This window comes from Clostridium frigoris (assembly GCF_018861865.1).
GTDB lineage: Bacteria > Bacillota > Clostridia > Clostridiales > Clostridiaceae > Clostridium_AD > Clostridium_AD frigoris.
In genome coordinates this window covers 54511-73071 of sequence record NZ_JAHLDV010000001.1, presented here as the reverse complement: position 1 = coordinate 73071, position 18561 = coordinate 54511, and the positions used below count along the sequence as shown (strand labels likewise).

Annotated in this window: 18 protein-coding genes; 12 read left to right on the top strand and 6 right to left on the bottom strand. The window is 30.3% G+C overall.

Annotated features, from left to right (window positions below; all coding sequences use genetic code 11):
* Positions 1-7: 7 nt before the first annotated feature.
* The 3 genes from KPL37_RS00360 (at position 8) to ribH (ending at position 2570) form a co-directional block, all read left to right on the top strand.
* Positions 8-658 carry a riboflavin synthase gene (locus tag KPL37_RS00360; protein ID WP_216145186.1) on the top strand — a complete coding sequence of 217 codons (651 nt, stop codon included), beginning with the start codon at positions 8-10 and terminating at the stop codon, positions 656-658.
* 163 nt (positions 659-821) lie between these two features.
* A complete protein-coding gene (locus tag KPL37_RS00355; RefSeq protein WP_216145185.1) occupies positions 822-2015 on the top strand; it encodes a bifunctional 3,4-dihydroxy-2-butanone-4-phosphate synthase/GTP cyclohydrolase II in 1194 nt (397 codons plus the stop codon).
* 93 nt (positions 2016-2108) lie between these two features.
* A complete protein-coding gene (ribH, locus tag KPL37_RS00350) occupies positions 2109-2570 on the top strand; it encodes a 6,7-dimethyl-8-ribityllumazine synthase (RefSeq protein WP_216145184.1) in 462 nt (153 codons plus the stop codon).
* A gap of 820 nt (positions 2571-3390) precedes the next feature.
* On the opposite strand, the gene KPL37_RS00345 is transcribed toward ribH, so the two are convergent.
* The 3 genes from KPL37_RS00345 to KPL37_RS00335 form a co-directional block, all read right to left on the bottom strand.
* Entirely contained in the window at positions 3391-4467 is a 1077-nt protein-coding gene (locus KPL37_RS00345; RefSeq protein ID WP_216145183.1) for a diguanylate cyclase, read from the bottom strand.
* Positions 4468-4591: 124 nt separating this feature from the next.
* Positions 4592-5338 (bottom strand): HAD-IB family hydrolase, encoded by a 747-nt coding sequence (locus KPL37_RS00340; RefSeq protein WP_216145182.1) that lies wholly within the window; start codon positions 5336-5338, stop codon positions 4592-4594.
* A gap of 47 nt (positions 5339-5385) precedes the next feature.
* Positions 5386-5967 (bottom strand): 5-formyltetrahydrofolate cyclo-ligase, encoded by a 582-nt coding sequence (locus tag KPL37_RS00335; RefSeq protein ID WP_216145180.1) that lies wholly within the window; start codon positions 5965-5967, stop codon positions 5386-5388.
* A 370-nt stretch (positions 5968-6337) separates the two neighbouring features.
* Here KPL37_RS00335 and KPL37_RS00330 point away from each other — a divergent pair, with 370 nt between their 5' ends.
* The 6 genes from KPL37_RS00330 to KPL37_RS00305 all read left to right on the top strand — a co-directional run bounded on the left by KPL37_RS00330 (position 6338) and on the right by KPL37_RS00305 (position 12529).
* A complete protein-coding gene (locus tag KPL37_RS00330) occupies positions 6338-7270 on the top strand; it encodes an FAD:protein FMN transferase (RefSeq protein ID WP_216145178.1) in 933 nt (310 codons plus the stop codon).
* Positions 7254-7640, top strand: a complete 387-nt coding sequence (locus KPL37_RS00325) for a NusG domain II-containing protein (RefSeq protein ID WP_216145177.1) — start codon at positions 7254-7256, stop codon at positions 7638-7640. Before KPL37_RS00330 ends, KPL37_RS00325 begins: the two co-directional genes overlap by 17 nt.
* A gap of 24 nt (positions 7641-7664) precedes the next feature.
* The gene (locus KPL37_RS00320) at positions 7665-8168 is read left to right on the top strand and encodes a Gx transporter family protein (RefSeq protein WP_216145175.1); all 504 of its coding nucleotides are present in this window, start codon (positions 7665-7667) and stop codon (positions 8166-8168) included.
* Between the two features lie 158 nt (positions 8169-8326).
* The gene (locus KPL37_RS00315; protein ID WP_216145173.1) at positions 8327-9973 is read left to right on the top strand and encodes a YceG family protein; all 1647 of its coding nucleotides are present in this window, start codon (positions 8327-8329) and stop codon (positions 9971-9973) included.
* A 77-nt stretch (positions 9974-10050) separates the two neighbouring features.
* Entirely contained in the window at positions 10051-11151 is a 1101-nt protein-coding gene (locus tag KPL37_RS00310; protein WP_216145171.1) for a toxic anion resistance protein, read from the top strand.
* A 58-nt stretch (positions 11152-11209) separates the two neighbouring features.
* Positions 11210-12529: a replication-associated recombination protein A gene (locus KPL37_RS00305; protein WP_216145169.1), complete on the top strand. Its 1320-nt coding sequence runs from the start codon at positions 11210-11212 to the stop codon at positions 12527-12529.
* An 82-nt stretch (positions 12530-12611) separates the two neighbouring features.
* On the opposite strand, the gene KPL37_RS00300 is transcribed toward KPL37_RS00305, so the two are convergent.
* The 3 genes from KPL37_RS00300 to KPL37_RS00290 form a co-directional block, all read right to left on the bottom strand.
* The gene (locus KPL37_RS00300; RefSeq protein ID WP_216145167.1) at positions 12612-12893 is read right to left on the bottom strand and encodes a hypothetical protein; all 282 of its coding nucleotides are present in this window, start codon (positions 12891-12893) and stop codon (positions 12612-12614) included.
* 78 nt (positions 12894-12971) lie between these two features.
* Complete coding sequence (locus KPL37_RS00295) at positions 12972-13394, bottom strand: YtxH domain-containing protein (protein WP_216145165.1); 423 nt, start codon at positions 13392-13394, stop codon at positions 12972-12974.
* A 152-nt stretch (positions 13395-13546) separates the two neighbouring features.
* Positions 13547-14083 (bottom strand): ECF transporter S component, encoded by a 537-nt coding sequence (locus KPL37_RS00290; protein WP_216145163.1) that lies wholly within the window; start codon positions 14081-14083, stop codon positions 13547-13549.
* A 297-nt stretch (positions 14084-14380) separates the two neighbouring features.
* On the opposite strand from KPL37_RS00290, the gene hcp reads away from it, so the two are divergent.
* The 3 genes from hcp (at position 14381) to ptsP (ending at position 18521) form a co-directional block, all read left to right on the top strand.
* The gene (hcp, locus tag KPL37_RS00285; RefSeq protein ID WP_216145161.1) at positions 14381-16024 is read left to right on the top strand and encodes a hydroxylamine reductase; all 1644 of its coding nucleotides are present in this window, start codon (positions 14381-14383) and stop codon (positions 16022-16024) included.
* Positions 16025-16494: 470 nt separating this feature from the next.
* Positions 16495-16758 (top strand): HPr family phosphocarrier protein, encoded by a 264-nt coding sequence (locus KPL37_RS00280; protein WP_216145160.1) that lies wholly within the window; start codon positions 16495-16497, stop codon positions 16756-16758.
* Between the two features lie 53 nt (positions 16759-16811).
* On the top strand, positions 16812-18521 hold the full coding sequence (gene ptsP / locus KPL37_RS00275; RefSeq protein ID WP_216145158.1) for a phosphoenolpyruvate--protein phosphotransferase: 1710 nt from the start codon (positions 16812-16814) through the stop codon (positions 18519-18521).
* The last annotated feature ends 40 nt before the right edge of the window (positions 18522-18561 follow it).

Genomic DNA, 18561 nt, shown 5'->3' with positions numbered 1-18561 from the left:
TGAATAGATGTTTACAGGTTTAATTGAGGAAGTTGGTAAGATAAAATCTATAGCTAGGGGTGCTAAGTCTGCAAGAATTACTGTTAATGCTAAAGATATTATGAGTGGTATGAAAATTGGAGATAGTGTTAGTACCAATGGGGTGTGCCTTACCGTAACAGAATTTAGCCAAAATAGCTTTAGCGTAGATGTAATGGCAGAAACTATGAGATGTAGTAATTTAGGAAAACTAAAACAAGGCTCATGCGTTAATTTAGAAAGGGCACTTAGAGCTAGTGATAGACTAGGAGGTCATATAGTAAGTGGTCATATTGATGGACTCGGAACCGTTGTAGATTTATCAATTGAGGAAAATGCCACATGGGTGTCTGTTGAAACTACAAGGGATATATTAAAATATATTGTACATAAAGGTTCAATTGCAATTGATGGTATTAGCTTAACTGTAGCATATGTAGATGAAAATATCTTTAAAGTATCAATTATACCTCATACAAAGGGTGAAACTACTTTAGTAACTAAGAAGATAGGTGAAGTGGTTAATCTAGAAAGTGATATGATGGCAAAATATGTTGAGAAATTATTACAATATAGAGAAACTCCAAAAGAAAAGAAATCTATTGGTATGGATTTCCTTGAGAAAAATGGGTTTTCCTAAATTTTTACAATAATATATTTAGTTAATATTATTGTATTAAAATGACAACGGCATTGAAAATGATAATAGCATCGAAGATGATAATGATAACAGCATTGAAAATGATAATAGCATCGAAGATGATAATAGCATCGAAGATGATAATGAATAAGGAGCTGGGAAAATGTATAAATTTAGTACTATTGAAGAAGCTTTAGAAGATATTAAAAATGGGAAAATGGTTGTTGTGGTAGATGATGAGGACAGAGAAAATGAAGGAGATATAATAATAGCTGCCGAAAAAGCTACTCAGGCAAATATAAATTTCATGGCAAAATATGCACGTGGACTTATATGTATGCCTATAGTTAAAGAAAGATTAGATAAATTAAATATAAATCCAATGGTTGCAAACAATACAGATGTACATGGAACAGCTTTTTCTGTGTCAATTGATGCAGTCGATGCTACTACAGGGATATCCGCAGCAGAAAGAGCAATGACTATATTAAATGTAATTAACCCTGAGTCTAAAGCAAAGGATTTTAATAGCCCTGGGCATGTATTTCCTCTAGCATCTAAAAAGGGTGGAGTATTAGAGAGAGGTGGACATACAGAAGCAGCGGTTGATTTAGCAAGAATGGCTGGGTTATATCCTGCAGGCGTAATTTGCGAAATTATGAATGACGATGGAACTATGGCTAGGGTTCCACAGCTTATGGATTATGTAAAAGAACATGATCTAAAAATAATTACAATAGTTGATTTAATTGCTTATAGAAGAAAAACTGAGTGCCTTGTAGAAATGGTTACGCAGGCAGAAATGCCAACTAGATATGGACAATTTACTATTTATGGATTTGTAAATAAGATAAATGGAGAACATCACGTAGCATTGGTTAAAGGGGATGTAAAAAGTAGTGAATCAGTACTTGTTAGGGTACATTCTGAATGTCTTACTGGTGATGCATTAGGATCTATGAGATGTGATTGCGGTGAACAATATGATGCAGCAATGAAAGCTATCTCAAAAGAGGATAATGGAATCATGCTTTACATGAGGCAAGAAGGACGTGGAATAGGATTAATAAATAAGTTAAGGGCATATAATCTTCAAGATAAAGGAATGGATACTCTAGAGGCTAATTTGGCGTTAGGGTTCCCAGGTGATATGAGAGATTATGGAATAGGGGCTCAGATATTAGAACTATTAGGTGCTACAAAGATAAGACTTATGACTAATAATCCTAAGAAAATAACAGGCATTTCAGGTTATGGCATTGATATAGTTGAAAGAGTACCTATTGTTATGAATCATAATGAAAAAGATGAATTTTATTTAAGAACTAAAAAAGAAAAAATGGGACATTTATATTAGTAATTAAATCATCTCCTGTGGAGCTGAAATATTAAAATAAGAAATAAGATAAAACATAATAAATTAAATAATAAATTAATCGGAGGAATAAAAATGAAAGTATATGAAGGTAAATTAGTAGCACAAGGTTTGAAATTCGGAATTATCGTAGCAAGATTTAATGAATTCATAGGTGGAAAATTATTATCAGGAGCATTAGATGGTTTAAAACGTCATGGCGTAGAGGAAGAAGAAGTTGAAATTGCATGGGTTCCTGGAGCTTTTGAAATTCCTTTAGTTGCAAAAAAAATGGCTAAGTCTGGTAAGTATGATGCTGTAATATGTTTAGGAGCAGTAATAAGGGGAGCTACATCTCATTATGAATATGTATCTGGTGAGGTTACTAAGGGAATAGCAAATGTTTCACTTGATACAGGAGTTCCAGTTATTTTTGGTGTTCTTACTACTGAAAACATTGAACAAGCAATTGAAAGAGCGGGTACTAAGGCAGGTAATAAAGGTTATGATGCTGCAGTAACTGCAATAGAAATGGCGAATTTATTAAAAGAAATATAGGGTAAAAGTATGAAATTTCTCCTATGTGACTTGCAAACGAGCTTGTAACTTAAACTTCTAATAAGAAATTCTAATCTTTTTCGAATATGAGATTCTCTGGCGTTCACACTCGGCGTCCTGCCTCGGGTTCGCTAGACTCACGTCCTGTGAGTCTCACGAGAATTTCATATACGTAAAAGAAGAATTTCTAAATAGAACTTTAATAGTTATTGCGCCTCTATTGCAAGTCACTTCGGAGAAAATACATACTAGAATTTCAGTCGATTTTGTGTCACTGAAAAGATTACGAGAGTTCCATATACGTAAAAGAAGAATTTCTAAATAGAACTTTAATAGTTACTGCGCCTCTATTGCAAGTCACTTCGGAGAAAGTACATACTTGCTATAAATACGATTTTAAATAGGTATCTAAAATATTCTTAGGGGTACATAACAATTAATAATTGTTATGTACCCCTAAGTTATTTTTATATTTATTATATTTATTGCTAGACTACTAGCACTTAGTTTTTAAATACATGTAATATTGGAATGCAAATTGTTTTTGTAATGCAATCTTTACACTTATAAATAAAGCAAATTGTAAGCATGAAAGTGAAAACAGATATGAGTGCGAAAGAGAGTATATAATGAGTTTTATAGACACTTAGTTTATGTAATGAAAAATTTCCGTAAGCAGTCCAGGAAGGACTGCTAGCACGTCTGAGACAGGACGTCGAATGGCGTGGGTTAGAAAATTATTCATGTAATAAACTTAGAGTCTGTTAACGAATGCTCTACTATCCAAGCATCATATCTATTGAATTTTCATTGGAAAATTCTATGGATGACATACTCTATTTCTTCCGGAATTTTTAGCGGCGTATAATGCTGTGTCGGCTTCATGAACTAGAGTTTCTAAATTGTTTACGTTGTCGGGGTACGTAGCAGAGCCTATGGAAACACATATATTAATTTTAGTCTCATCTGGGAGAATAAATTCTTGAAGTTCAACTGCTAGTCTTAAGCGCTCTGCAACTTCCATGGATTGCTTTGCTGGGCAATCAGGCAGAATAACAGAAAATTCTTCTCCACCGATTCTAGATACAATATCAAAACTTCTAGAAAATGTAGATAATACAATTCCTAATTGCCGTAATACGGCATCACCAGCTAAATGACCATAAGTGTCGTTTACTTTCTTAAAAAAATCTATGTCTATTATAAGAATAGATAAGTGTTCTTTTTTATTTTTAACATTTAAAAAAGATTCATTTAGTGCATTGTCATATTGTCTAACGTTATTTAATCCAGTAAGAAAATCTACAGTTGATTCATGTTCTAGTCTATCAAGTAATTTGATTGAGGTATACATATAGTTTGAAATATAATATGCTAGAGTTCCAATTATTAAAGATGATAGCAAAAAATAAACAAGGGAATATCTAAGTGCTGTTGAATTTTTAACAATTAAAAAATATGAAGCAGCAATAATTAAGGAGCTTATAAGGCTCATATAGGTCCATTTTTTAAATTTGTTTAGATTTAACTTTGATATTAAAGTACAAGATATAGCAATAATAAAAATGTCAATGCAAGCTATTATAGCTGGTGTGCTAATGCCAAAGTAGCTAATTCTAAATATTGCAATTGTGACGCCCGCAATAATTGTTGCTAATCCACCACCATAAAGAGTTGCGAGTAATATTGGAATATGTCGAAAATCCATAATAACAATAGGTGTAACATTTATGGTAAATAGCATTAATATAATGCCTAGGATTCCCTGTGTTAATCCATACAGAAATTTATTTTTATAAGAGACTGATACGTTTAAAAAAACCCGTTTAAATACCTGGCTATTTATAAAAATAAATGTGATTAATATTGTCGAATTAATAAATAAATCTTTTAACATAATATAGCTCCTTTTAAAACAAAATATAGTTTTATAAGTCCCCAAAATATAAATAATACTATATAATAGTATTATATAGTAGTTTCTGTTAAAAAAATATATTAAATTACAAATCAAGAATAAGTTATATGTGAATGTGTTCTGGAAGTAGCCTATAAATCACATCTTTTCTTTCTACCATTATATTAATCTTTTCTTTTAATTCATTATCATCTAGAATATTTACTAGAAGCTCCTTGGTAGGGTTTACAGCTACAGGGTGACGAATTAACTTTAACATAGTGAAATCTCCTGAAGTATCCCCATAAGCAAAACTTTTATTTAAGTCAATATTATATTTGGAAACAAAGTATTCTATTGAAGCTTTTTTACTAACACTATCCCACATAGGAACAATTCCACCAGTATAAATATTATGTTCGTTCAATTCATATTTTGTTCCTACGTAATCATCAAAACCATATTTTATTGACATTTCACGTACAAGCTCGATAGGACTACCTGATATGGTGATAATTATATGCCCCTGACTCTTATGCCATTTAATTCTATCACGAGTATAGGTATAAACCCTATCTCCCTTTTGTTTTATAATTTGATGAGCAATAAACTCAATTTGAGATCTATGAAGTCCAATTATAGCTTCAGTATATATATCAGCCATTTTAAGTAGGTAATTGTCATAATTTCCTATACGTTTATCCCATTTAACATAATAGGGTTTTACCTCCTTGTACCATTTATCGTTTTCTATTAGTTCGCTTTTTATTAATTTTTTGAATACCTCTGTCATTAAACTTTCCCTATAAAGGGTACCATCAATATCAAAAAAAGCAGCTATTTTTTTTACCAAAGCAATCACCTCCAACATCAGTATAATAAAATATAGTAATTATGTTACAAAAATATGTATGATTTTTATTTCAGAGATATTATCCTTTTTTCTGTTATTATGAAATCGAGAGGCACGTCATAAACATCGGTTGGGACTTTATCAATTATTTGATAGTCATAGGCTATACCAATCGTAGAAGTATTTTTTGTTTTCATAGGCAGGAATCTATCATAATAACCAGCACCGAAGCCAATTCTATTGCAGTTTTCATCAAATACTACTCCAGGAACTATTATTAAATCTATATTCTCAATGTTTGCCCTTACTAATATATCATGTTTTGGTTCCATAATACCGAATGTAGATTTAGTAAGATCAGTATTAAGGTTATTTATTATAAAAGGTATTATTTTGCTACTGGACTTTATGCAATATGGTGCAATTACTGTTTTATTATTGTTAAGGCACCAGGTAGCAAGTTTGTGTGTATCTACCTCATTTTTAAAACTTATGTACAACATTATATTCTTACAATTTATAAATTGTGGTAATCCGATAATTGTGTCCATGATTTTTAGACTAAAATCACATATATCTTTATGTGGCATATTTTTTCTTATATTAAGCATGTTTTTTCTTAAATTATTTTTAAGGGTATCTTCCATATGTGCCTCCCCAAAATTAGTACATTATATATATAGAAAACTGATACTTCAAAAGTACTTAAATACTGTAAATTTTTTATTAGTATAACACATGTTTTTTATATATGCAATTTATAACTTATTATAGAAATAAAAGAATTATATAGTATAAAAACATTAAAAATAGTAATGAGTTGTTTAATATTACAAGTCTAATGAGGACATTTATTTGAATTATGTTTATGGTATAATATATTTAAATACAAGTTTGAGGCGGTGAGTTAACATAAAAAAATTACATAAAATTAGTTGTTTATTTCTACTATTAATTATTCCAACATTCTTAATATCCTGTGGAAAAAATGCGGAACCAGTCGAAAAAGAGACATATATGATGGGAACAATTATGAATTTTAAGATATATGGTGAAAACGCGCAGGCAGTAACAGATTTGGCTATAAAAAGAATAAGTGATATAGAAAGTAAAATGTCTGTTAATATTAAAACTTCTGAAATATCAAAATTAAATTCGAAAGCTGGAATTTCAGGACAAAAACTTAGTGCAGACACATACTCTGTGATAGAAAAATCAGTTCAATACAGTAAATTAACTGATGGCGCCCTTGATGCAACAATAGAGCCAATTGTAGGACTTTGGGGTATAGGAACAGATAAGGAAAGATTACCTTCAAAAAGTGAAATTAATAATAAATTAAAGTTAGTTAATTACAAAGATATTGTTTTAGATAAGAAAAATTTGACGGTTAAATTAAAGCAAGCGAATCAAGCAATAGACCTTGGTGCTATAGCAAAGGGATATACAGCTGATGAGGTGAAAAAGGTTCTATTAAATAATAAAATTAGCAGTGCTATTTTAAATCTAGGTGGTAATGTTTATGCTATAGGAAAGAACCCTAATGGGAAAGACTGGAATGTAGGAATACAGAATCCTTTAAGTACACGTGGTGAATATTTAGGGTCGATTAGTGTTAGTGATAAATCAATAGTTTCATCGGGTAATTATGAAAGATTTTTTATAAAGGATGGTATAAGGTATCATCACATATTTGATCCAAAGACTGGATACCCAGCTGAAAAAGGGCTTATAAGTACAACTATAGTATCAGACAAGTCAATTGATGGAGATGCACTGTCCACAAGTACTTTTATCATGGGACTCGATAAAGGTCTTAAATTGGTAGAGTCTATTAAAGGCGTAGAGGCTATTTTTGTAACTAAGGATAAAAAAGTATACGTTACTCCAGGACTTAAAGACAATTTTGAATTAACAAATAAGGAGTTTACTTATGAAAAAGGGCGATAAGATCGTTGGAATAATACTTTTAATTATTGTGTTAATAACAACCGGTGCTACTTTTATATACAAAAATTCAATTAAAGGGTCAGAAAAAATTGCCGTCATTAAGCGTGCAGGCACGGTAATTAAAACTATTGATTTAAGTAAGGTAGTAGAGCCACAAGAATTCACTATAAAAACAGAGAATGGTCATTACAATGTTATAGCAGTTAAACATAATAGTATCAGTGTAAAAGATGCCGATTGTCCTCATAAAGAATGTGTAAAAAGTGGATGGATTTCAAAACCTGGTGAGATGGTTGTATGTTTACCTTATAAACTTACAATTAATATTGAGGCAGAAAAAAATGAAGGCATAGATGGTGGGACATTTTAAAATTAAAAAGATGTAGGTGTAAATATGACAAAGACAAAAAGAATGGTTTTGCTTAGTACATTAGTTGCAATAGCCTTAGTTATTTATTTAATAGAGGCTCAGATACCGGTTTTATTTCCAGGTATAAAATTAGGTCTCGCTAATTCTATATCATTAGTTGCATTGATTTTACTTGGATGGAGAGAGGCATTTCTAATAATGTTTTTAAGAACTTTATTAGGTTCTATATTCGGTGGAGGTATGCCAGCATTTATGTTTAGTCTTGCTGGAGGTATCCTTAGCAATATAGTAATGGTATTACTTTATAAGTATCTAAGAAAGCACATAAGTGTACCTACAATTAGTGTTTGCGGGGCTGTATTTCATAACATAGGACAACTGCTAGTAGCAGGATTTATAATCAATAACTTAAGAATATATGTGTATTTACCAGTATTACTAGTTGCAGCGATTGCTACAGGGTACTTTATTGGGATTTTATCTAGTATATTAATAAGTAGATTAGAGAAAATATTGCCGCGTTTATAAATGGTGATAATTATACAAAAGAGATACTAAAAATTAAATTTTAGTATCTCTTTTGTTAAATGTATTTGAATGAAAAATCATGAGTTTAATATGGTATAATTATTATGGATGAATAAACTATATTTACAGGGAAATACAATTGAAAAGGTTAGGTGAATATGGAAAAGAATAGTTTGAATAATTTAGAAATCAATAGCGTAAATTTAGACATTAATGAGGATATAATTAGCAGTTTAAAAACGGAAATATATAAAAGGGATAGATTTAAGTATAATTCTAATGTTGTTACTGTCCCTAATTACTTTTATAGGTTTATTGGTATAAAAAATAGTGAGAAAGACTATTATGAAAATTTGTATAGGTTAGATAAAGAGTTAAAGAAGGTTGGTCCATCTTACATTAGATTTAGTGAAGGCTTGGATAAAGACATTAGTATAAGATTACAAAATGTATTAAATGATATCTGGATAAAGGTATTTTCCACGGAAGTTATAGATGTCTCTTTAATTATAAACCTAATAAGTGATAATGGTTTTTTTCCGGAGCTTAAAAACAAAGTTTTGCTTAGGCAAATTAAGAATAATTTGAAGGGTCTTATAGAATATTATATTAAGAGTAATGAAGCAATTCACAATGACGATATTAAGGTAATTGTAAATTATATTATGCATTGGTTAAATACTTATTCTAAAGAATTATTCGAAAATTTTGATTACACTAGGACCAATCCAAAGATAATTTTTTATGGCGATATTTCAAAAGCAGAGGTATTTTATTTGATATTATTATCAACTCTTGGTTGTGACATTTTATATTTTAATCCGAAAAATTCTGGTAAGTTTCAAGAAATCGATAAATTCAACTCCTTTTCTAGGGAGATTGTCTATAATTTTAAGGCCGAAATAAAACCTTTCCCAAGTATGATGGAGGATAGAATTAAGACCACTGCATTTAGTGCTAAGGAAGAACTTGATAAAACTTTATATACAGATGATTCTGGGTTTTATAGGCCTTGGCAGTTTGCAGATTATAATGTGGAGGCAGTAACCCTGAATACTACTTATGAGGAAATATATATATGGATTAAGGAAAAAGCAAACGTAAGGGAAGGGTTTAATGTTACAGGTTCAACTGTAGTTATACCAAATATATTCTCTAAAATTTGTGGTGTACATGAAAATATAGATATTTATTGGAAAGAGATTAATGGGGTAATAACTCAGAAATTTACTAAATTCTATAATGAATTACCTATAATGGATGTTGTACATTTGGAATATGGAAAGTTTGATCAAATATATCCTAATAATACTTTTTCAAAATTTAATGTTACAGAAATGATTAATTCATCTTGGTGGAAATATAAGGATCTTAGGTCTGGACTTCAGAGGGATATGGCAGAAAAAATTAAAGAGTTGTGTCTTAATCCTATAATAAAAAATGTTGAACATGAAGACTTAAGGGATTTACAAGTAGATATTTTTTCAGTCTTAATAAATTTAGATAAGGCAATTTTAGAACTTTTGCAATCATTTGATTATCCAGAAGAGGTTCCTAAGATTGTGATTTATAATAATGAACAAAATGGAAATTTATCTTTTGAAGATTGTATAATGCTTTCTTTTATGGATTCTTTGGGAATAGATATTATTATATATAATCCTTCAGGATATAATGACGTAGAAAACTTTATTGACCCTGAGCAGTATGATATTCATAGACTTGAGAATGTTAGTTTTAAGTTGAACTTTAAAAAGAATGTGGATAAGAAAAAAGGTTTTTTTAAAAATTTATTTAGTAGTTAATAGTTTAATATCTAAAACTAATTTTGGAAAGACAGATGGAACAAAAATAAGTCCCAATATATAAGAGGAGTGAAATTATGGAAAAACAGGATCAAATACTTAAAATAGATGATGAGAGTATTGGAAATGAGATAATAGAGAAAAAAACAACAAGTATAATGGAACAGCTTAAAACTTCACCAGAAGTGATCCAAATTGCATCTAAAATAAATATTAAAGATGCAAATGCTGTATTAGAATTTGGTAATGAACCAGCGCTACAAATATCTAAATTTGCCGATCAAATATTAAACTCTATAAAAACAAATAGCATTGAAAATTCGGGTGTGATGATAAAGGAACTTACAAGTATAATGAAAAAGTTTGATAAACAAGATTTTGAGGAAGAGAAAACTGGATTTTTTGCTAAGATATTTAGTAAACCAAGTCAGGCAATTGATAAAATGATGGGTAAATATAAAACCATTGGTGGAGAAATAGACAAGATTTATACTCAGCTTAGCATATATAAGAGGGAAATAAATAGTGCTAACTTATTACTTGAAAACCTGTATAATCAAAACTTTGAGTATTATGGAGAATTAGAAAAATACATCACTGCTGGTAATATGGTCGCTCAAAAATATGAGAGCGAGGATATTCCGAGGCTTGAATCACTAGCTGCAAGTGGGGAACAAATAAATGTGATAAATTATCAAAATGCTAAAGAAACTGTTGAAATGTTAAAACAAAGGATATATGATTTGGAAATGGCTAAGATGGTGTCACTACAGACGGCTCCTCAAATTAAAATGATTCAAAGGGGAAATTATAAGTTGATATCAAAAGTGCACTCCGCTTTTATAATAACTATCCCTGTATTTAAAAATGGAATAATTCAAGCTATAGCACTTAAAAAGCAAAGATTGGTATCAGATTCATTAGCAGAACTTGATAGGACTACTAATGAATTATTAATGAAAAATGCTGAAAATATAAGAATGCAAAGTGTGGATATAGCAAAACTCGCAGGAGGAACAAGCGTAAAAATTGAAACACTAGAGAAAACTTGGAATACTATTATGCAGGGTATAGAGGAAACAAAGAGCATTGAAGATGAAAATAAAAAACTAAGAGAAGTTGGAATAGTTAAAATACACGAGATGACAGAAAAAATAAAACAGAAATCTTTAAGTTAATGACAGTTAAGATATAGGGACTTAAGGTAAACAAAACGAAAAATTTGAAGGTGATTATGTGGATTTGTTTGAATTGCAAGCAGAAAAGAACTTATTAAAAGAAGCACCACTTGCTGAGAGATTAAAACCTGGTAAATTAGAAGATTATGTGGGTCAAGAGCATATTTTAGGAAAGGGAAAACTTTTATGGAGAGCTATAAAAGCTGATAAAATAACCTCTTTGTTACTTTATGGACCACCAGGTACTGGGAAAACTAGTTTAGCTAAAGTTATTGCAAATTCTACAAAATCTAATTTTGTTAGACTTAATGCAGTAACAGATGGGCTAAAAGAATTAAGAGAAGTGGTAACCCAGGCTAAGAATAATTTAGGAATGTACAATGTTAAAACAATATTATTTATAGATGAAATTCATAGATTTAATAAAGCCCAACAGGATGCATTATTGCCATTCGTTGAGAAGGGTACATTAATTTTAATTGGAGCAACCACAGAGAATCCATACTATGAAGTTAATAATGCATTAATATCTAGGTCTATGTTGTTTAAACTAGAACCATTAAATGAAGAGAATATTAAATGTATTATTTCAAGGGCGCTTATTGATAAGGTATCAGGTTTTGGAAATACTAATATTTGTTTGAAAGAAGATGCTATAAATTATATTGCTAGCATGGCAAATGGGGATGCAAGGCGTGCACTTAATGCCCTTGAACTATCGGTACTAACAACGGATAGAGATATTGATGGAGTTATAAATATAACACTTGAGGTTGCAGAGGAATGTATGCAAAAGAAACATATACAATACGATAAGAATAGAGATGAACATTACGATGTAATATCTGCTTTTATTAAAAGTATGAGGGGCTCTGACCCTGATGCTGCTGTGCATTATCTTGCTAGAATGATATATGCAGGGGAGGATCCTAAATTTATTGCAAGAAGAATAGTAATAGCCGCATCTGAGGATGTGGGGAATGCAGATCCTATAGCTATGGTTGTGGCAAACAATGCAGCGCAGGCAGTTCAGTTTGTAGGAATGCCAGAAGCCAGAATAATACTTTCGCAAGCTGCAATTTATGTAGCATCTGCGCCAAAGAGTAATGCTTCTTATATGGCAATTAATAATGCACTTAAAGATATAGGAGAAAAAAATATAGGAAGTATTCCTTCTTATTTAAGAGATCAAAATTATAAGGGCGCAAAGAAGCAGGGGGCAGGGGAAGGATACTTGTACCCACACTCCTATGAAGGAAATTATGTAAAGCAACAGTATTTGCCTGATGAGTTACTTAGTACGAGTTATTATAAGGCTTCTGAAAATGGATACGAGAAAAAAATTAAAGATCGACTTATGAAGTTAAAAGATAAATAAAAATAAAGTATGTAATATAACCAATGGTTATATTACATACTTTATTTTTGTAACGTCCATTTAAAAAAAAGCAGGAGTTACCCTACTTTTTACTTGAAAATATATTTTTTACAATAGTTAAAATATCTACTATGTATACTAAATATTTTTGAAGAGAGTCTGTTGATTTAAGTACACTGGCGGTTTTTTCAACTACCACTTCAGTAACATCTTTTACATTATCAGTTATTTCAAACCAATTTTTAAATGTTTTTGGGAGTATAGATATTATCTCTTCAATATCATCTTCATTTTTTTTAATAATTGAATTTACACTTGTTATAGTTTTAATAAGTTTTAATAATCCTACTATAAGTATAATCATAATTATTATACCAAGAAAAATTAATAAACCTTGACCTAATTTAAAAAAATTTATATACATTAATAGCATCACTATTCCTTATTTTTTATCAGTTACGTTATCTTGTCCATCATTTGGAGATAAATTTTCAGCAATTGCAGTATCTTTTGTTTCAGTAATTATGTTTGAATCTTTACTTTCAGTTGATGCTTTTTTTTCATTTAAATATTCTGAAATTTTTGCTTTAGCATCAATTAAACTGTCTTTAGCATCAGTGACTTTATTGTCAATGTTTTCTTTAAGTACTATACTTTTTTCCTTAATATTGTTTTTAAGTTCTTTTGATGAATCAGCAATATCTTTTCTAGTTTCTTTACCAGCTTTAGGTGAAAAAAGTAAACCTCCGATTATACCGCTAAGACTTCCAGCTGCGGCACCAAAAACTACCTTTTTCGCTGTTCTTATTTTTGACTTTCTTTGCATTTCTTTTTTGTGGTTTTTAAACCAATTTGAAAACATCATAATTTTTTTCCTCCTTTAAAGTTAAAAATCTTATATATATACTATATATTATATAAGATATACTAAAATTTATCAATAGATTAAGAAAAATGTAAATAAAATAATATAAATAAAAAAAATATAGGAAAATATTTTTTGCAAAGCTATAATACTTATATAAGAACTTTTCTTTTCTTTAAAAGACTAATTATAATTAATGCAAAAAATCCTCCAATAAGTGCAGTTATAAGCTGAGGTATTCCCATAGTGATTGCTAATTTGTTAATTATTTTTGTAGGAATATTTAGTTCAAATAGGGGAATAAGTTTTGATGCTGAAATAGATAGAAAGATGTATTTTATAAAAGCTCCAATTATTATTCCTAAATATTTTCCGTATTTACCTCTCTTACTTAAAATTATAAAGCTAAGTACAAATAATATGTTGCCAGCAATTATAAAGGGGATAAAAGGTCCTAGAGCACTAGCAAGTTGACCTGTTAGAAAGGCTAGTAGGGGTGTCAAAAAACCTATTAATAGCCCATAAGTACCGCCACAAATAACAGCTGTAAGTATAAGAATAGCATTAACGGCTGGACCAACAAATAATTGGCTTATCCCTGGAAAGCTTTTTCCAACTACTTGAAATACTATAGCAAGCGCAAGAAAAAGGCTTGATTTTATTAAATCATTAACAGTTCTATGTTTCATAATATCCACTCCTAAATTGTTTTACATGCTATTATACCATAATATACTATTAATCATTAATATACTATTAATGAAGGTATTCAAAAAAATGATGGAAGAAAATAATAATATATATAAAACTGTATTAGTGTAACATTTGTTACCGACTTTTAATGTATCCCAAAGTATAATAAAGGTAGTTCATCGGGTCAGTTACATTATTTATGATGAAGTTAGTTAGTAAAATAATAAACTTTAATATATGGAAGATAATTATATAAAATTATTGTCTATCCAAAAAAATAGGGGGAATTTATAATGGGTATGTTTTGTTATCAATGTCAAGAAGCTTCAAAGGGCACAGGCTGTACGATAAAAGGGGTTTGTGGTAAAACAGATGATGTAGCTAATATGCAAGATTTATTAATCTATGTTTTAAAAGGAATATCGATTTATAGCACAAGAGCTAGGGAACTCGGAGTAGAAAATAAAGGAGTAAACAAATTTGTAGTAACCGGTTTGTTTATGACTATAACAAATGCCAATTTTAGTAAAACTAGATTTGTAGAAGCAATAACTAAGGCATTAGAATTACGCGAGGTAATTAAAACTGAACTTGTAAATGCTGGTGGAGTAATAGATGCCAATTTACCTGAATGTGCAACATGGATAGGTACGCCTTTAGAGTATGAAGCTAAGTCTATAGAGGTAGGAGTCCTTAAAACAGAAAATGAAGATATAAGATCTTTAAGAGAACTTGTAACTTATGGTATTAAAGGAATGGCGGCTTATGCTGATCATGCATTCAACTTAGGATATGAAAACAGTGACTTATATGCATTTATGCAAAAGGGTTTAGCTCAAACTACTGATGATACAATATCCGTTGATGAACTAGTTGCATTAACACTTGAGTGTGGTAAATATGGGGTAGACGCTATGGCATTACTTGATAATGCTAATACTACGACTTATGGTAATCCGGAAATTACAAAGGTAAATATCGGAGTTCGTAATAACCCAGGAATATTAATTAGTGGACATGATTTAAAGGATATGGAAGAATTATTAAAACAAACAGAGGGTACAGGGGTAGATGTATATACTCATAGTGAAATGTTACCAGCAAACTATTACCCAGCATTTAAAAAATATACTCACCTAGTAGGTAATTACGGAAATGCATGGTGGAAACAAAATTCAGAATTTGAAAGTTTTAATGGACCAATACTTATGACAACAAACTGTATTACTCCTCCAAAAGATTCTTATAAAGAGAGAGTCTATACTACTGGAGCATCTGGATTTGACGGAATGAACCATATAGCTGATGGAAAAAATGGAACAGCAAAAGATTTCTCTGCAATAATTGCACATGCAAAGAAATGTAGTGCACCAACTGAAATTGAAAGAGGAGAAATAGTTGGAGGATTTGCTCATAATCAAGTAATAGCGCTTGCTGATAAAGTTGTAGAAGCGGTTAAAACAGGAGCAATTAAAAGATTTTTTGTAATGGCTGGTTGTGATGGAAGAATGAAGGGCCGTGAATACTATACGGATTTTGCTAAAGAATTACCAACAGATACAGTTATTTTAACTGCAGGTTGTGCTAAATATAGATATAATAAATTGGAACTTGGAGATATTGCTGGAATTCCTAGAGTCTTAGATGCAGGACAATGTAATGATTCATACTCATTAGTGGTTATTGCAATGAAACTTCAAGAAGTATTTGGATTATCTGATATTAATGAATTGCCGATAACATACAATATTGCATGGTATGAACAAAAAGCTGTAATAGTGTTATTAGCATTACTTCACCTAGGTGTTAAAAACATTCATTTAGGACCAACATTACCTGCATTCTTATCTCCAAATGTTGTAAATGTATTAGTTAAAAATTTTGGAATAGCTGGAATAGGAACAGTTGAAGACGATATAAAAATGTTTATGGCTTAAAGAGCTAAACAAACACCCTAAAATATTTTAGGGTGTTTTCAATTATTTAAAGAAGTTTTTTAATATTTTACAATAATATATATAGTAATGTTATAATGTATACAGGATATTTAAAGTTGTTTTTAATATTTTGAGCTTTAGTAATATTTTTAAAAAACTATTGAATAATTTTAAAATATATTTTAAAATATAGAAGTGTTGTAAAGTGGAACTTGAAATCGGTTTTACTTATCGTCACCTAAACTTTAGATCCTTATATTTTTAGTCGGGTTACTTATTAGAGAAGGCATGAATCAAATAAAATGCTAATAAGGCATCTTATTTGTTTATGTCTTTTATTTTAAGAATATTTTAACAGGAAGCTATTAAGCTATTTTTGTAGATTCGGCTACTTTAATAGATTATAATAAATGTATATAAAAACAATGAAATTATGATAATAAAATTAAAGAAGTAGGGGTGGTTATATTATGATAGAAAAGAAGGCGACGGTAAAAAACGAAACTGGAATACATGCAAGACCAGCACTATCAGTAGTTAAAGAAGCTTCAAAATTTAAATCAGAAGTTCTTATAGTAAAAGACGGTAATGAATATAATGCAAAAAGTATAGTAGCTATAATGTGTATGGCAGCCGCTAAAGATGATGAAATTATAATAAAAACAAGTGGTGCTGATGAAGAAGCTGCTGCAGTTGCTATGGTGAAAATTATCGAGCAAGGACTAACAAATTAGTAGAAAAAAAGTATAATCTAAAGTATAAAATAGAAGTAACAGGAGGATAAATTATGTTAAAAGCAATAGGTGTATCATTTGGAATAGCAATAGGAAAAGCATTAGTTATTAGCGACGAAGTAGTGGAAATAAAGAAAAGTAATGTTTCGGATTCAAAAGGAGAACTGGCTAGATTTGATAAGGCACTTAAAGAATCAATAATAGATCTTGAAAAAATGATTAAGGGTGTAAAAGAAAAGCTAGGAAGCGAGAAGGCAGAAATATTCGAAGCACATTTATGCATGCTTGAAGATCCGGAATTTATAGGTGATATTCAAAAGAAAATCGGGGACGAAATGGTAAGTGCTGAGTACTCACTACAAACCGTATCAACGCAAACAGCTGCTGTTTTTGAAAATATGGATAATGCATATATGAAAGAGAGAGCAGTAGATATTAGGGATGTAAGTAAAAGAGTGATGAATATATTAATGGGAATAAAAGTTACGTCTATTGCAGATATTCAAGATGAGTGTATATTAGTTGCAAGAGACCTTACTCCATCAGATACGGCTCAAATTGATAAAGCAAAGGTTTTGGCTTTTGTAACTGAAATAGGAGGAAGAACTGCTCATACATCTATTATTGCACGTTCTTTAGAATTACCAGCAGTTGTAGGTGCAGGCAGTGATATACATCAAATTAAAGATGGTGATGTAATTATTGTAGATGGAGAAGAGGGTCTAGTTATTATTAAACCAGACGAGAAAACTTTGAATGAATATAAAATCAAAAGAGAAGAATTCATTGAATCTAAACATCAATTACTTAAATATGCGAAAATGTCATCTATAACAGCTGATGGCAAAAAAGTTGAAATAGCTGCAAATATTGGATCAGCAGCAGATTTAGGAGCTGTACTTAAAAATGGTGCAGAAGCTATAGGATTATTTAGAACTGAGTTTTTATATATGGCAAAAGATGCTCTACCAACTGAGGAAGAACAATACACAGAATATAAATCAGTTCTTGAAAAGATGAATGGAAAACCTGTTATTATAAGGACATTAGATATAGGTGGAGATAAGAAATTAGATTACTTACCTATGGACGAGGAAATGAATCCATTCCTAGGATATAGAGCTATAAGACTTTGCCTTGATAGAACAGATATATTTAAAACTCAATTAAGAGCTTTAGTAAGAGCATCTGCATTTGGAAAGCTTAAAATTATGTTTCCTATGATATGTAATATTACGGAACTTAGATCTGCTAAGAAATTACTTGAGGAGTGTACCAAAGAACTTAAATCTGAGGGAGTAACTTTTGATGAGAATATTGAAGTAGGCATAATGATAGAAATACCATCTGCTGCAATAATATCAGATGTACTTGCTAAAGAGGTAGATTTCTTTAGTATTGGTACTAATGATTTAATTCAATATACTTTGGCAGTAGATAGAATGAACGAGAAAATATCATATTTATATGATTTTTATCATCCAGCTGTTTTAAGACTTATTAAAATAGTAATAGATAATGGTCATAAAGCAGGGATAACGGTAAATATGTGTGGTGAGATGGCAGGAGACGCAAATCTTATACCTGTACTTCTTGGATTTGGATTAGATGAATTTAGTATGAGTGCAGCTTCAATATTAGGAGCACGTAAAACTATTACAAATTCAAGCTTTAAAGAATGTGAAAAACTATCAGCGCCTGTACTTACATTTGGTGATGCAGATGAAATAAAAGACTATATAAAGACCAATATAAAAGCATAAGACATATCATAATTGATAAGTCAAAGCAATATTATCTTTA

What these genes read in the sequence shown, in the direction of transcription:
- KPL37_RS00360 (WP_216145186.1), top strand. Translation starts at nt 8, where the DNA reads ATGTTTACAGGTTTAATTGAGGAAGTTGGTAAGATAAAATCTATAGCT.
- KPL37_RS00355 (WP_216145185.1), top strand. Translation starts at nt 822, where the DNA reads ATGTATAAATTTAGTACTATTGAAGAAGCTTTAGAAGATATTAAAAAT.
- ribH (WP_216145184.1), top strand. Translation starts at nt 2,109, where the DNA reads ATGAAAGTATATGAAGGTAAATTAGTAGCACAAGGTTTGAAATTCGGA.
- KPL37_RS00345 (WP_216145183.1), bottom strand. Translation starts at nt 4,467, where the DNA reads ATGTTAAAAGATTTATTTATTAATTCGACAATATTAATCACATTTATT.
- KPL37_RS00340 (WP_216145182.1), bottom strand. Translation starts at nt 5,338, where the DNA reads ATGTTGGAGGTGATTGCTTTGGTAAAAAAAATAGCTGCTTTTTTTGAT.
- KPL37_RS00335 (WP_216145180.1), bottom strand. Translation starts at nt 5,967, where the DNA reads ATGGAAGATACCCTTAAAAATAATTTAAGAAAAAACATGCTTAATATA.
- KPL37_RS00330 (WP_216145178.1), top strand. Translation starts at nt 6,338, where the DNA reads ATGATGGGAACAATTATGAATTTTAAGATATATGGTGAAAACGCGCAG.
- KPL37_RS00325 (WP_216145177.1), top strand. Translation starts at nt 7,254, where the DNA reads ATGAAAAAGGGCGATAAGATCGTTGGAATAATACTTTTAATTATTGTG.
- KPL37_RS00320 (WP_216145175.1), top strand. Translation starts at nt 7,665, where the DNA reads ATGACAAAGACAAAAAGAATGGTTTTGCTTAGTACATTAGTTGCAATA.
- KPL37_RS00315 (WP_216145173.1), top strand. Translation starts at nt 8,327, where the DNA reads ATGGAAAAGAATAGTTTGAATAATTTAGAAATCAATAGCGTAAATTTA.
- KPL37_RS00310 (WP_216145171.1), top strand. Translation starts at nt 10,051, where the DNA reads ATGGAAAAACAGGATCAAATACTTAAAATAGATGATGAGAGTATTGGA.
- KPL37_RS00300 (WP_216145167.1), bottom strand. Translation starts at nt 12,893, where the DNA reads ATGATTATACTTATAGTAGGATTATTAAAACTTATTAAAACTATAACA.
- KPL37_RS00295 (WP_216145165.1), bottom strand. Translation starts at nt 13,394, where the DNA reads ATGATGTTTTCAAATTGGTTTAAAAACCACAAAAAAGAAATGCAAAGA.
- KPL37_RS00290 (WP_216145163.1), bottom strand. Translation starts at nt 14,083, where the DNA reads ATGAAACATAGAACTGTTAATGATTTAATAAAATCAAGCCTTTTTCTT.
- hcp (WP_216145161.1), top strand. Translation starts at nt 14,381, where the DNA reads ATGGGTATGTTTTGTTATCAATGTCAAGAAGCTTCAAAGGGCACAGGC.
- KPL37_RS00280 (WP_216145160.1), top strand. Translation starts at nt 16,495, where the DNA reads ATGATAGAAAAGAAGGCGACGGTAAAAAACGAAACTGGAATACATGCA.
- ptsP (WP_216145158.1), top strand. Translation starts at nt 16,812, where the DNA reads ATGTTAAAAGCAATAGGTGTATCATTTGGAATAGCAATAGGAAAAGCA.